At 46.5% G+C, this 14,565-nt stretch carries 14 protein-coding genes and 1 pseudogene; 9 read left to right on the plus strand and 6 right to left on the minus strand.

Annotated features, from left to right (window positions below; all coding sequences use genetic code 11):
* The 5 genes and pseudogenes from SD450_RS09090 to SD450_RS09110 form a co-directional block, all read left to right on the plus strand.
* Window positions 1-687: pseudogene (locus tag SD450_RS09090) on the plus strand (hypothetical protein); the annotation flags it as partial.
* Between the two features lie 3 nt (window positions 688-690).
* Window positions 691-1,866: a gliding motility-associated C-terminal domain-containing protein gene (locus SD450_RS09095; protein WP_318344253.1), complete on the plus strand. Its 1,176-nt coding sequence runs from the start codon at window positions 691-693 to the stop codon at window positions 1,864-1,866.
* A gap of 438 nt (window positions 1,867-2,304) precedes the next feature.
* Window positions 2,305-3,039 carry a M15 family metallopeptidase gene (locus SD450_RS09100; RefSeq protein ID WP_318344254.1) on the plus strand — a complete coding sequence of 245 codons (735 nt, stop codon included), beginning with the start codon at window positions 2,305-2,307 and terminating at the stop codon, window positions 3,037-3,039.
* A 42-nt stretch (window positions 3,040-3,081) separates the two neighbouring features.
* Entirely contained in the window at window positions 3,082-3,846 is a 765-nt protein-coding gene (locus SD450_RS09105) for a M48 family metalloprotease (RefSeq protein ID WP_318344255.1), read from the plus strand.
* A 123-nt stretch (window positions 3,847-3,969) separates the two neighbouring features.
* Window positions 3,970-4,137: a DUF6747 family protein gene (locus tag SD450_RS09110; RefSeq protein WP_313777786.1), complete on the plus strand. Its 168-nt coding sequence runs from the start codon at window positions 3,970-3,972 to the stop codon at window positions 4,135-4,137.
* A 116-nt stretch (window positions 4,138-4,253) separates the two neighbouring features.
* Here SD450_RS09110 and SD450_RS09115 read toward each other — a convergent pair whose 3' ends face one another.
* A complete protein-coding gene (locus SD450_RS09115; protein WP_318344256.1) occupies window positions 4,254-4,634 on the minus strand; it encodes an ankyrin repeat domain-containing protein in 381 nt (126 codons plus the stop codon).
* A gap of 211 nt (window positions 4,635-4,845) precedes the next feature.
* Between SD450_RS09115 and gpmI the strand changes: the two genes are divergently transcribed.
* From gpmI to SD450_RS09130, 3 genes are read left to right on the plus strand one after another with little or no spacing between them, the layout of a single operon-like run.
* Window positions 4,846-6,363, plus strand: a complete 1,518-nt coding sequence (gpmI, locus tag SD450_RS09120) for a 2,3-bisphosphoglycerate-independent phosphoglycerate mutase (protein ID WP_318344257.1) — start codon at window positions 4,846-4,848, stop codon at window positions 6,361-6,363.
* Window positions 6,364-6,408: 45 nt separating this feature from the next.
* A complete protein-coding gene (map, locus tag SD450_RS09125; protein ID WP_318344258.1) occupies window positions 6,409-7,227 on the plus strand; it encodes a type I methionyl aminopeptidase in 819 nt (272 codons plus the stop codon).
* Window positions 7,228-7,248: 21 nt separating this feature from the next.
* The gene (locus SD450_RS09130; RefSeq protein ID WP_318344259.1) at window positions 7,249-8,016 is read left to right on the plus strand and encodes a class I SAM-dependent methyltransferase; all 768 of its coding nucleotides are present in this window, start codon (window positions 7,249-7,251) and stop codon (window positions 8,014-8,016) included.
* Here SD450_RS09130 and SD450_RS09135 read toward each other — a convergent pair.
* On the minus strand, window positions 8,013-9,353 hold the full coding sequence (locus tag SD450_RS09135) for a hypothetical protein (RefSeq protein ID WP_318344260.1): 1,341 nt from the start codon (window positions 9,351-9,353) through the stop codon (window positions 8,013-8,015). The two genes, SD450_RS09130 and SD450_RS09135, sit on opposite strands and share 4 nt — an antisense overlap.
* Before the next feature lie 52 nt (window positions 9,354-9,405).
* Here SD450_RS09135 and SD450_RS09140 point away from each other — a divergent pair, with 52 nt between their 5' ends.
* Window positions 9,406-10,731 (plus strand): hypothetical protein, encoded by a 1,326-nt coding sequence (locus tag SD450_RS09140; RefSeq protein WP_318344261.1) that lies wholly within the window; start codon window positions 9,406-9,408, stop codon window positions 10,729-10,731.
* 6 nt (window positions 10,732-10,737) lie between these two features.
* Here SD450_RS09140 and SD450_RS09145 read toward each other — a convergent pair whose 3' ends face one another.
* The 4 genes from SD450_RS09145 to nqrE all read right to left on the minus strand — a co-directional run bounded on the left by SD450_RS09145 (window position 10,738) and on the right by nqrE (window position 14,561).
* Window positions 10,738-11,739, minus strand: a complete 1,002-nt coding sequence (locus SD450_RS09145; protein ID WP_318344262.1) for an FAD:protein FMN transferase — start codon at window positions 11,737-11,739, stop codon at window positions 10,738-10,740.
* A gap of 297 nt (window positions 11,740-12,036) precedes the next feature.
* Complete coding sequence (locus SD450_RS09150; RefSeq protein WP_318344263.1) at window positions 12,037-12,396, minus strand: Na(+)-translocating NADH-quinone reductase subunit F; 360 nt, start codon at window positions 12,394-12,396, stop codon at window positions 12,037-12,039.
* Window positions 12,397-12,507: 111 nt separating this feature from the next.
* Window positions 12,508-13,818 carry an NADH:ubiquinone reductase (Na(+)-transporting) subunit F gene (nqrF, locus tag SD450_RS09155; RefSeq protein ID WP_318344264.1) on the minus strand — a complete coding sequence of 437 codons (1,311 nt, stop codon included), beginning with the start codon at window positions 13,816-13,818 and terminating at the stop codon, window positions 12,508-12,510.
* 2 nt (window positions 13,819-13,820) lie between these two features.
* Window positions 13,821-14,561, minus strand: a complete 741-nt coding sequence (gene nqrE / locus SD450_RS09160; RefSeq protein WP_318344265.1) for an NADH:ubiquinone reductase (Na(+)-transporting) subunit E — start codon at window positions 14,559-14,561, stop codon at window positions 13,821-13,823.
* Window positions 14,562-14,565: the final 4 nt, after the last annotated feature.

Below are 14,565 nucleotides of genomic sequence, written 5' to 3' on the forward strand. Positions count from 1 at the left end.
GTAGCCACTGCAGTCATCAACCAGTTTCCCAACCTCGACACCGATTTCAACGATGACTTTGATGGTGCATGGGGGAGCCTCACTGGAGTTCCAGCCGATATACTTGACGGGGACGATGACACAACATATTCTGCTGGGCTAGGAATCAATATAGATGCAGCAAATGTTATATCGACGAGTAATTTGGATGGCGACGTAACTGGACCCATTGATGCTACAGTTATTTCTGCTGGAGTTATAACAGACAGTCACATAGCAGCAGGAGCCGCGATAGATGGAAGCAAAATAAACCCTGTTTTCAATACCGATGTTACTACTACGGGAGATTTTATAGACCTGACACCACCTGATTTTGTATTTGAAAAATATTTCAATGGGTATTCTAAGCTTAAAAATTCATATAGGTTCCAAACCTTGACAGAAGTTGAAGATTTTTTAAAGAAAAATAATCACTTACCAGGTATAAGATCAGCTTATGAAATCATAGCTTCTAAAGAGTATCGATTAACCGAGTCTTCATTTGCCCATCTTGAAAAAATCGAAGAGTTGTTCCTCCATACCATCGAACAGGAAAAGAAGATTGAAAAATTACAGTCCGAGAACGAAAAAATGGCCGAGGAACTCCATACCCTAAAAGCAGATATGGAGAAAATAAAAGCTATGCTTTCGGAAAAAAATCAAAATTAACCCTTGAAACCCCTCCACCTCATAGCATTCCTTTTGTTCGCCCAAGTTGGCTTGGCACAGACCGCGCTGCACCACGCGGGCAACATGCAGGTACATGACGGCGGCCCCAACAGCGGCTTGGGCCTGCACACCAACCTTATCAACAATGCTCCTTTTGACCAGAACGAGGGGCTGGTGGGCTTTTACGGCAACACGGCCATTCAGGTAACGGGCAACACTGCCCCCGTTTTTACGGATGTGGAGTTTATGACCACTAGCGCAATATTTTTACATATTCCAGTACATGTGCAAAACAATGCCAACTTTATCGAGGGCGATGTGGATACCCCTACCGACAATCAGGCCGTTTACCTCAACTTTAGGGAACAGGGTTTTTTTACTGGGGAAAACGATGCGTCCAAGGTCACCGGCTTTGCCGGCATCAACAACAAGGATTTTTTTACCTTTCCCGTGGGCGATTCCGACCAATTGCGGCCCTTGACCTTGGAATCCGAAGGAAACACACCCTTGGCCGTCTGCGCCTATTTCTTTGAAAACCCCTCCGCTCCCCTGTCCGTATCGGGCACTTTTGATGTGGAGGAAAAGGTCAGGAACATCGGCACCGTCACCAATCGGGAATTCTGGATCTTTCAGAGCGATGTGCCCTCCCGGGTGACCATCAGTTGGAATGCCCGCAGTGCCTTGGGAGCCATTCCCAACGCCACCGCCGAATCGGTGATCGTGGTGGGGTGGCGAAAGTCTGCAAACCAATGGGTCGTTATCGGCAAAACCGCATTTAGTGGTGACATCAACCAAGGTTTTGTCACTTCGGAGACCTTTGTCCCCAGCGAATATGCGGCCATTACCTTTGGTACCATTCCTTTGCCTACCGATACGTTTGCGGTGAACCACCCTACCTTGGGCAACTATTTTCTCAGTCCCAACGGCGACGGTGTGAACGATTTTCTGGTGATTGACCACATGGACGAGTCGCCCAACAACAGTCTGCGCATCTTTAACCGATTTGGCCAAAAGGTCTTTGAAAAGATCAACTACACCAACGAGTTCAGAGGCGATTCCAACACCGGGAGCCTGATCATGAGCCAGGACATCGGCCTGCCCGAAGGCGTCTATTACTACCTCGTCAGCCTGGACGACCTCAACCTGCAATATACCGGCTATCTCTTCTTGGACCGTTGATCGGCAAAACATCTTACAGTGTATCGAGCTGTCACCCTGAGCCTGCCTTTGTCGGCAGACAGGCGCAGTCGAAGGGGCTAACAAAGGGGAGGTCGAAGATTCGAAAAATCCACCTTCATCCGCAAATGCACAATTGACAAATTTTAATCTCTTTTGGGCTCCATTGACAGATTATTGCGATTTTTACGTTGTTTGATGGGAACAGCTTCCAAAATGGAACACCCCATGCCTGCATTTCGACAGGCTCAATGACCACGGCAGGCAGGGTCGAAGAGGCAATGGGCAGAAAATTCAAGTTACAAGTTCAAGTCCAAGAGCTTAGAAAATAGAACAGGGAAAATGGACGAAAGAAACAAGAAACAAGAAGCAAGAGCCAAGAACCGAATAACCCGGTAACTCAATAACAAAATAACCGAATAACAGCATAACATATCCACGATGAAAAGAAGGACTTTTTTGAAAACCACCTCTGTATCGGGACTGGCCTGTGCCCTGCCCCCATTTTTCCCTTTTCCCCTCGATGACGAATACACTACCGAAGAATTGATGGGAAAGGCCAAGGTGGAACTTTTCGGGGAGGGCATCAATCTGAGGAAAGCGGCACACGATGCCTTTTTGGAAATGAAAAAGGCGGCCTATACAGCTGGGTACGACATCAAGATCGTTTCCAGCTACCGGGATTTTTACCGCCAGGAGGGCATTTGGGAGCGCAAATACCTCAGCTATACCGAGGACGAGCGCCTGTCTCCCCTAAAGGCCATCGACAAGATCATTGAATATTCCACCATACCCGGCACCAGTAGGCACCACTGGGGCACCGACATCGACATCATAGACGGTTATCCCAAGGCTTCCGGAGATGTGTTGGTCCCTGAAAAATTTGAAAGTGGCGGACCCTACGAAGGGTTGAAGCTTTGGCTGGACGAAAACTCGGAAAAATTCGGTTTTTATCTGGTCTATACCAATGATCCCAGACGAAGGGGCTTCAAGTACGAGCCCTGGCACTACAGCTACGCGCCCATTTCCGTTCCCATGCTCACGGCATACCGAAAGCTGAATGTCATGAAACTCTTGCTGCAGGAAGAATTTTTGGGCATTGAACATTTCACTGCCGGGTTTGTACGGACCTATGTGCAGGACCATATTTTGGACATCAATCCCAAGCTTTTGTAGCCTCTTTTTTCGTATCTTCCATTACCGCTAAAAACGAAAACCATGAGAAGAGGAAGTTGGAGGATCCGAATCCTTGTAGGCCTTGCCATTGTGGCCTTTGCCTTTATCCGTCGTTGCAGCAACCAAGAGGAGAACCCCTACACCGGCAGGGTGCAGAACATTGACATGACCACCGAACAGGAAATTGCCATTGGGCTGCAGAGCGCCCCGGAAATGGCGCAACAACACGGAGGACTGTATCCTGATGAACGTTTGCAGAACTTGGTGGACCAAGTGGGCAACCGACTTGTGCAGAACAGCATTGCCAGCGAGACTCCCTATCGATATGAATTCCATTTGTTGGCGGACGACCGCACCATCAACGCCTTTGCCCTACCCGGCGGGCAGATCTTCATCACCTACGCACTTTTTTCCCAACTGACCGAGGCCCAATTGGCGGGTGTGCTCGGGCACGAAATCGGCCATGTCATCGGCAGGCACTCCGCGGAACGCATTGCCGAGAGCAGTTTTTGGCAGACCTTGGCCACCGGGGCATCCGTAGGTGGCGACATGGGAAGCGTGGTGAGCGGCATTGGACAGAACACCTTGTTGAAAAATGGACGGGGCGACGAACTGGAGAGCGATGACTTGGGCGTACTGTTCATGATCGAATCGGGGTACGACCCCAATGAAATGATCAAGGTCATGGAAATACTGAAAGCGGCAGCAGGTCCCAATCGTGTCCCTGAGTTCCAGAGCACGCATCCCGACCCTGAAAACAGGATAGAAAAAATCAAGGAGGCCATTGAGAAATATGCAGGTCGATAGAATCGGCACGTTCGTCGAGAAAAGGGCATAAGTCATTTGATTTCACTATCTTTGAAGTGACCCCAAATCGAAAACCATCCATTTGCTTGCCCATTTGTGCTATCCAAAACGAGAGAACACATTATGGGAACACTATTACACTTTAAGCACCTCTATTTTGAGGCATTTGACGATTGTAAACCAAGCTTTGTAGTACTTTTTTTGAAAGGGTACTCCATCTTTTGTGCGGTTATGCTGTTCATGGCGGTATATGCATTTTTGTACAGGGCTTTTACTGGCTTTGAATTCTAGGCCACGATGACATACTCTTTTGCTAGGACACTATAAATAGGTAAAATGAGGCAAAAAAAGGCCCATCCTTAAGGATGGGCCTTTTTGTTTTGGATGAATAAACTCCTTAATTTCTTTTACATAGCGGTTTCCAAAACAGCAAGCACATCGGTTGCATTGGACAACTCGGCATGTTTCTTCACCGAATAGCCTTTGTCACAACGCTGCTTTAGGTCGGCTCCATTGTCGATCAACACTTGTAACACCTCTGCTTTGTTGTAACGTGCCGCAAAGTGTATGGGGGCCATACCCAAGGATTTTTGGTTCACATCCTCTCCAAGTTCAATAAGTTTTTTCACGGTCTCAACGTCGCCCTGCATCACAGCCTTGCAAAAGGTGCTGATCTCAGGGACCGTTGTGGTAAGGTTCGGATTCTCGTTGGAAGGAAGTTCGTTGGCGGAAACGCCGTTCACTGCTAGCATGCACAATGCAGCTACTGCAAAAATTGCTTTTTTCATGATGATTGTTTTTTGATTAATGAATTAAAACTTCTATAAAAATAGACTCCCCAAAAAGCCCGATGTTACAGGATTAACACTTAAATAACTAAATTTTAACAACCTTTCAATTTTAACATAAAATAATTAACAATTTCGCAATCAGAAAATTAGGGAATCCCTAGCGCATCCAAAGAGAACATTTTATTTTTGGGGTCACAACTCTCATCACATGAACAAGAAGGTCATTTTAATGATATTGGACGGTTGGGGAAAATCCCCAGACCCCAAAGTTTCCGCCATAGCACAGGCAAATACCCCTTTCGTGGATTCACTCTATACCCAATACCCCAACGCGGACCTGCTCACCGACGGGATGAACGTGGGCCTGCCCGAAGGGCAAATGGGTAACAGCGAAGTGGGCCACATGAACCTGGGCGCCGGTAGGATCGTCTACCAGGACCTCGCCAAGATCAACAAGGCCGTAAAAGAGGATACCCTGAAAAACGAAAAAGTGATCCAGGAAGCCTTTGCCTTTGCCAAGGGCAACAACAAGGCGGTACATTTTCTTGGTCTGATGAGTGATGGAGGCGTACACAGCCACATAGACCACCTAAAAGCCCTGATCAAGGCCGCCGATGAAAGCGGGGTCCAAAATGCATTCGTACACGCCTTCACCGATGGTAGGGATGTAGATCCCAAAAGCGGGAAAGGCTTTTTGGTGGACCTGGTCAACTTCTGTTCCGATAAAAGCACCAAACTGGCCTCGGTCATTGGGAGGTACTACGCCATGGACCGCGACAAAAGATGGGAACGGGTAAAATTGGCCTATGACGTGGTAGTGAACGCCGAAGGTGAAAAAGTGCAGGACATCGGCAAGGCCATGCAAAAAAGCTATGACGAAGGGGTCACCGATGAGTTCATCAAACCTTTGGTCCTGACGGATGCCCTTGCGCAGCCATTGGCCAAGATCCAACCCGGGGACGTGGTCATTTTCTTCAACTTCAGGACCGATCGTGGCAGGGAACTTACACAGGCCTTGAGCCAGCAGGACTTCCATGAGCAGAACATGCACAAAATGGACCTGTATTATGTCACCATGACCAACTATGACGAATCCTTCAAAGGGGTCAAGGTGATCTATGACAAAGAAAACATCAGGGAGACTTTGGGAGAAGTGCTCTCAAAAAATGGCAAGAAACAGATCCGCATCGCGGAAACGGAGAAATATCCCCACGTGACCTTTTTCTTCAATGGCGGGCGCGAGGAACCTTTTGAAGGGGAACAACGGATCCTGTGTCCCTCACCAAAGGTGGCCACCTACGACCTTCAACCCGAAATGAGTGCCTACGAAATACGGGATGCCATCATCCCCGAACTCCAAAAAGGAAAAGTGGATTTTGTATGCCTCAATTTTGCCAACCCCGACATGGTGGGCCACACCGGGGTGATGTCAGCGGCCATCAAGGCCTGTGAAACCGTAGACCAATGTGCCAAGGATGTCATAACCGCTGGGCTGGAAAATGGATATACCACCATTGTCATTGCCGATCACGGCAACTGTGACACCATGGTGAATCCGGATGGTAGTCCCAATACGGCCCACACCACCAACCCTGTTCCGTTGATCCTGGTGGACACGGAACTGAAGCAGATAAAGAATGGTGTTCTGGGGGACATTGCCCCCACCATTTTAAAACTGATGGGAGTGGCACAGCCCGAAGCGATGACCCAAAAACCACTCGTTTAGGACAAAGATTCCCAAAATCCATGGAATCAATCTATCTTTGCAGCTATGATTCAAGTCAAGACAGCAGAGCAAATTGAATTGATGCGTGAAAGTGCCCTCGTGGTCTCCAGGACCTTGGGTATGTTGGCCAAGGAGATCAAACCTGGTGCCAACCCCTTGCATCTGGATAAAATGGCCGAGGAATACATCCGGGAACAGGGAGCTGTGCCTGGATTTTTGGGCATGTACGATTTTCCCAATACCCTGAATTGGAGTCCCAATGCCCAAGTGGTGCACGGCATCCCGAACAACGAACCCTTAAAGGAAGGTGATATTGTATCTGTGGACTGTGGTGCGCTCAAGAACGGCTATTACGGGGACCACGCCTACACCTTTGAAGTGGGCGAAGTGGCCGAAGAGACCAGAAAACTGCTTCGTGTGACCAAGGAAGCCCTCTACATCGGCATTCGGGAATTCAAGGAAGGGAACCGAGTGGGCGATGTGGGTTATGCCATCCAAAAGTACTGTGAAGACCATGGCTACGGCGTGGTGCGCGAACTGGTGGGCCACGGCTTGGGAAAAGAACTCCATGAAGACCCCCAAATGCCCAACTATGGAAAAAGGGGACGTGGGAAAAAGTTCGTCAATGGCACAGTGGTCGCCATAGAGCCCATGATCAATATGGGAACGAGGCGCATCAAGCAGTTGAAGGACGGATGGACCATCCTGACCGCGGACGGCAAGCCCAGTGCGCACTTTGAACATGATGTGGCCTTGGTTGATGGTAAACCGGAACTGCTCTCCACGTATCAATATATTTATGAAGCCTTGGGCATCACCAGTGATGAGGAGGATGAATTCCGGAGCAAAAAATTGGTGCTTTGATAATTTCAAAGTAGCTGATAAATGAAACGACTCTTTAAGTTCTTTCTAAATCTTATTCCACGGCCCTTACTCATCAAAATGAGCTATTGGGTTCGTCCCTTGATTGCCTTTTCCCTTAAGGGAAAAAAATTTACCGACCCCATCGATGGCAAAAGTTTCAGGAGTTTTCTTCCCTATGGCTATGAAAATCCACGGGAAAATGTGCTCTCCCCCTCTACCCTTTCCTTGGAAAGGCACCGACTGCTATGGCTCTATCTCAAAAACGAAACGGATTTCTTCACCAAAAGGCACCAAGTATTGCATTTTGCACCCGAACAGGCCTTTTACAAAAGGTTCAGAAGGATGCAAAACATTGCATATACCACCACCGACCTCAATTCCCCGTTAGCGGATGTAAAGGCGGATATCTGCAATTTGCCTTTTGAAGACAATGCTTTTGATGTGATCTTGTGCAACCATGTGCTGGAACATATCCCCAATGACACCAAAGCCATGCAGGAGCTTTACCGAGTGATGAAACCGGGCGGATGGGGCATTTTCCAGATCCCTCAAGACTTGAAACGGGAAAACACCTTTGAGGACGACACCATCACCGATAAAAAGGAACGGGCCAAAATCTTTGGGCAATACGACCATGTGCGCATTTACGGAAGGGACTATTTTGACAAACTGCGCAGCGTGGGGTTCACCGTCGAGGAAGTGGATTACACCTCTGTGCTTCCAAAGGAACATGTGCATAAATACCGCTTGGCCAAAGGGGAGATCATTCCTTTTGTTTCCAAAAACTAATCCACATCGATTCCATTTGAGCTTGCCAGCTTGGCCACCAACCCCCAATTTTGTTGATAGAGTTCATCCCCTGTCAGTATCAAAAGGATTTCATTTTTTCCTTCCACCAATTCAAGATCTACACTTTCATCTTCAACAAACACCCTTCCCTCTGCATCCTTTGTATCCATTTCACCATTAAAAATAATCGTGTCGTTCAGGATGACCGTTACCTGTTTGGCAAAACCGAAATGCATTTTTACCTTTTGTCCGTACTTTGATCCAATATTGGTTTTCAGCACAACACTCCCACTCATTTGATCGACAAACTTACTGATGTTGATCAGCCCATCTTCATCGGCATGTATCCTTTTCCAAGTGGCCCCACTTGCTTCAATGGAGTCCAATTGGTGATGGATCTTCTTCTCATTCTTTACAAACTTTGGGGACAGCTGCCAAGTCCGCAAATAAGTATCCGACGGTATTGCTACAGTAGCATTTTCCGTTGCCAAAATAGAATCGTTTAGCTCTTTGACGGAGACATTGGCATAAAAGGCATCATAAAATTGACTCCGCAAGCTAATTTCCCCGGAGGCAACGTCACGTTTCAAGTCAACAGTCATTTTGGGCACCTGCATATCCTCTACGTAAACAACGGCCTGATTTTCAACCACAACTATCTTCACATGCGACCAAACCAGAGGGTCCCACAATTCCCAATTTGTTTTGGTCTTCCTAAAAAGACCGGCCACAAGCTGCCCCATATCGTCTATTGCCCTTAAATCCTCATTTATGAAATAGAATTGGGCCTTGGGCGAATATTCCACTCCCTTTTTCTCCAATTCATGTCGCAAACTGTCCACAATAGGTCCTTGCCCAAAATGATCTTCGATGGTCAAGGGAAACGAAGCCAACTTTTTTTCAGCAAACACGGCACTGGCCTCATATTTGGGATAATTGTACAACTGCCATGGCAAGCTTCCATTAAAAATGGGAATGTATTGAAGTGCATCTTTTTTTCCGTTGGAAATTTTTCTGAAATAAATCAACTCATGGTTATCCTTGTCCAGTCCACGAAAACCCAATCCCGGCATCGAAAATCCTATGAAATCAAACTCGATTTCAAAGTTTTTAAACCGTTTGTCCTTTAAATGGGCCCTATGGCCTTTCGGAAGATGGAGTGCCTTTCTACCGTCGTACACCATTGTATCCATGGGCTGCGATATTCCTTCGCTGTCCTGAACGGTCCAGGTAAGGTCATTGAAGGGCAGATCCATGGCACAATCTTTTTTTTGTGCACAGGATAATTGTACAAGAACGATACAACACAAGGAGAATTTGTAAATCTTTGTTTTCATGATGAAATCCATTTTTTTGTTTATAATTGATCGATGATTTTCAAATGTATTGTTGAACGATTCCCTAACCCCATCCACACTTGTTCATCCTTGTTCAAGTTTGTTCATGAGTGTGGATGCCTCTGAATTGGAAGGTTACAAGAAACATATAGACCATTGCTTTACCCTGATTTCCAAAAAGTTATCCAGGGGTTCAGTAACATCATGGGACACCTATGACTTCCGTGTGCTCAGCAAGTCCATATATGAGAAAACAGGCACCTTACTGAGCGTTTCCACCTTAAAACGTCTCAGTGGCAGAATACACTATGGTTCAAAACCCAACAGCAGCACCTTGGACGCATTGGCAAAGTATATTGATTTTGAGGATTGGAGGGATTTTTTGAAAAATGTAGAACCTGCGGGAAAGGTCGAGGGCAAACATCATACAAGAAAAATCACCTGGATAGGATATGGTATAGGTCTTTTGGCCTTTCTGTTGATTCTATCCATTTTCCTTCTCTTTCAAAGGGACACCACGTATTACAACCCCAATGACTTTTCATTCTCCGTCAAGTCCATCGCTACGGGATTGCCCAACTCCGTGATTTTTAGATACGATGCGTCCAAAGCGCATAAAAAGGACAAGATTGAAATTCAGCAAGATTGGGACAAGCGAAAAAGAGTGATTGTCAATAAAGCAGACAGTATCTCAACAAGCATCTATTACAGACCCGGCTTTTTCAAATCAAAGTTGGTGGTCAATGATTCCATTGTTCAGGAAAAAAATGTTTTTATACCCTCAAATGGCTGGTTGGCCACCATTGAAACAGATTCGTTGCCCATATACCTCGATATGGACCAAACAGGTTCTGGGAACCTACTTTCCATACCTACGGAAAAATTAAAACTCCATGGGATAGACCCTTATGCGATCAAGACCATAGTGGGATTGTATCTAGTGCAAGACTTTGGTGCCATTTTCACGGATGATTTTGAACTGACAACATCTTTTCGCAATGATTTTAAATCGGGGAATGTTCCTTGCCAACTGGCCCAGTTGACCATCTTGAGCGAAGATGGACCCATTGCCATCCCAGTGTGCAACAAGGGGTGCGTTTCCGAAATTTCACTATTTGCCTTCGATAAACAAATAGACGGCAAAAAAAATGACCTCTCCAAGTTTGGTGTGGACCATACCGATTATGTTCAAATAAAATGCATTTCGAAAGATCAGAAACTGACCATTTCGATCAATGGAAATCCTGCACATACTTTTGAAGTCCCCGAACCGAAGAGCAAAATAATCGGGGTCTGTTTCTTCTTTGAAGGGACAGGCTCTGTCAAAGACCTGAACCTTTCAAAACATGACAGCATCGTTTATGCCTACAACATCTGACGAACACTATGGTTTCACCAAAGCCTTAAACCCAGATGTCATGAATTCCTTGGTATTTCCCTCTTCATCCAGATAAATGATGTATGCCTCCAATTCATCATGGTCTTCGAGGACTTTTTGGGATTCTTCCAAATCCATCGCCATAAAGGTCGTGGCAAAGGCATCGGCCAATGCGCAGGTATTCGCAACAACACTGGTCGCCAACACATTGGAGTTTTTGGTATAGCCCGTTTTTGGGTTGATGGTGTGCACATATTTCTTCCCCGTTTCAGGATCCACCCTGAACTTTCGGTAGTTGCCCGATGAGGCCATGGCCCTATCCTTGAGGGAAACAATCTGCTTGAGCTGTCGACCTTCCTCCACTTGCGGATCATCGATGCCCACGGTCCATTGTTTTTCAGAAACCAGATTGGTGCCCTTTGCGAGCACTTCTCCGCCCACTTCCACCAAATAATTCTTGATGCCCTTGGCATCCAACATGGCCCCCAATCGGTCTATGGCATAGCCTTTGGCCACAGCATTGAAATCAAAACGGATGGCAGGGTGCGCCTTAAATATGGTATTGTCCTTGTTGAGCGCCACTTTGTCCCATCCCACATAAGCCAACAGGCTATCCACCTTGAGGCTGTCTAGTGCTATCTGTTCTCCGGGACCAAATCCCCATGCATTTGCCAAAACGCCCACAGTGGGGTCGAAATAGCCGTTTGAGACCTTGTGCACCTTGTTCGAGATATCGAAGACCTCCCTGAACATATCATCTACAACAATGGTGGAGTCCCCTGCATTGATCTTGGAAATGTCCGATGTGGGGATGTAGGTGGACATGGATCGGTTCACTGCTTGGAAAACAGAATCGATCTCCTGTTGATAGTCCAGTTCCGTATCCGAGATGTAAATAATGGAATACGTAGTGCCCAGTGCATTGCCCCAATTCTGGTTTTTGGTCCATTGCCCCTTGGTACAGCACAAAAACAAGAGGGACAACCCTATAAAAAATATCTTTTTCATGCTAATAAATCAATGTCATGTTTCTTATAATAAAGAAGTTATACAAATTGTGACTTGAATCTCTTTTTTACTGACCTCCAATCTCAAACACAAGTTCAAGAACCAAATTCAAATATGCTCATGAAAATTTGTGCAATTCGTGTCGGTCATTAAGTTGGTGGATTGTTCGGTTGCTACATACTGTTTCCAATTTCCGACGTTTCGACTGCGCTCAACGTGACACTTCCGACCTGATTTATTTATCCCCTTTGTGTCGATCCCTAAAATTATTTTGTACGAACATGGAGGTTTCATGATCTAGATCTCAATCAAACCTTGATAGTCCACAATATATTCTTCGTCCAGATACAACGGCAACCCTCTGTCAGATGCATTGGAAAGACCCACCCCCGCATAAAAGGTCTTTGCCTCAAATTTTTGGGCATGTTCCTTCACGGTCTGCATCAGTTCGAAATCATATTCCCGTGGGTCCAGTGGAAATTCCACATTGCGCACCACGATAAAATGCAGCAATTTTTCCTTGAGGCATACGTATTGGGGGTTCTTTTTCAGTTTACTGTTGATGGCCATGAACTCGAAGCCATCGGCCTCCAGTTCCCGGCCCACAATGTTCATGGCCAGGTTGTGCAGTTCCTGTTCTGTCAATTCTCTTCCCATAAGCAACAAAAAACCGATGCCTGGGCATCGGTCGGTTTTTATATGTTCTCCTCTTTGACTGTCCCGAAACCGAGTTCGGGACATGGTCGAGGTCGTATGTTCAGCTTGGCCTTATCCACCAAAGTCATCGAACCTGATATTCTCGTCCGGAATACCGAAGTCCTCGCCCATTTTTTGGACGGCCTTGTTCATCAAAGGTGGGCCACAGAAATAGAGTTCGATGTCCTCAGGGGCCTCATGATGGTTCAGGTAGTTGTCAATGACACAATTGTGGATGAACCCTACAAAACCATCGCCTTCCTCATCATTGATGTCCTTTTTCACCTTCCAATTGTCCTCTTCCAAGGGCTCGGAAAGTGCCATATAGAACTTGAAGTTCGGAAACTCCTTTTCCAATTGCTTGAAGTGGTCAATGTAGAACAATTCCCTCTTGGAACGTCCACCATACCAATAGGTCACCTTTCTGTTGGTCCTTAGGGTCTTGAACAGATGGTACAAGTGCGAACGCATCGGTGCCATTCCTGCCCCTCCTCCTACGTAAAGCATTTCGGCTTCGGACTCATTGATGAAAAACTCACCGAACGGACCGGAAATGACCACAGGATCTCCTGGTTTCAATCCAAAGATGTACGAGGAAGCAATCCCGGGGTTGACATCCATCCATCCGTTTTTGGAACGGTCCCATGGCGGTGTGGCAATACGCACGTTCAACATAATCTCCCTTCCCTCGGCTGGGTACGAAGCCATGGAATAGGCACGCTCCACAGTTTCCGGATTTTTCATGACCAACGGCCATAGATTGAACTTGTCCCATTCATTTTTGAACTTGTCCGGCGTTTCATGTTCCTCTGGGTGGGCCGTGATGTCGATATCGGAATATTTCACTTCACATGGAGGTATCTCGATTTGGATATATCCTCCTGCCTTATAGTTCATTTCTTCAGGAATTTCCACCACAAACTCCTTGATAAAAGAGGCCACGTTGTAGTTCCTGACCACTTTGGCGTTCCACTTTTTGATCCCGAACACCTCTTCTGGAATGGTAATCTCCATGTCCTGCTTGACCTTTACCTGACAGGCCAATCTTGCCCCATGCTCCAACTCTTTTTTGGAGAAATGGGGGGTTTCCGTAGGCAGGGCCTCACCTCCACCCGATAGTACATGGCACTCACATTGGATACAGGTTCCACCGCCCCCACAGGCCGATGGCAAAAATATTTTTTGATTTCCCAAGGTGGACAAGAGTGAATTTCCAGAACCCACCTCTATCTTTTTTTCCCCATTAATGGTTATGGTCACTGGGCCCGAGGGAGATAATTTTTCCTTCGTGAAAAGCAACAACGCCACCAGCAACAACAACAAAACCAAAAAAGCCACTACGGTGATCAGAATAGTACCTCCTGTACTTGCAGCTAAAATCATCTTTACTTGTTTATAACTTTGTTATAGGAGACTGTTTTTTCCTTGTCCTCCAATTCCTTCTTAATTTCTTTTTCATCCTTGGCCTCAACGGTCGTGGAGGTCTGCTCCTCGGGTGGTTCATTGTCACCGGTCAGCATTCCACCGAAACTTTGAAAACCGATACCCATCAACCCGGTGATGATGAAGGTGATCCCAAGGCCACGCAACGGTGCTGGTACATTGGAATACCTGATCTTTTCCCGAATGGCGGCAATGGCCAAAATGGCCAGGAACCATCCTATTCCTGAGCTTATACCATAGTTGAGGGCCAATCCCAAATTGGGGATATCACGCGCCTGCATGAAGAGGGAACCTCCCAAAATAGCGCAGTTAACCGCAATCAACGGCAAGAAAATCCCCAATGAATTGTATAGGGAAGGTGAAAATTTTTCAACCACGATCTCCACCAATTGTACCATGGTGGCGATGGTTGCGATGAATAGGATAAAAGAAAGGAAGCTGAGGTCGTAATCGGCATACTCAGGACCCAACCAAACCAAGGCTCCATCCTTCAATAGATATTGGTCCAACAACCAGTTGAGCGGCACCGTAACCCCTAAAACGAATATTACAGCGGCCCCCAAACCTACGGCAGTGGACACTTTCTTGGATACGGCCAGATAGGAACACATTCCCAAAAAGACCGCGAACACCATATTGTCTATGAAGATCGACTTAAAAAAAAGTTCTAAATGCTCTATCATGCTT

Source organism: Flagellimonas baculiformis (assembly GCF_033441575.1).
Taxonomy (GTDB): Bacteria; Bacteroidota; Bacteroidia; order Flavobacteriales; family Flavobacteriaceae; genus Flagellimonas; species Flagellimonas baculiformis.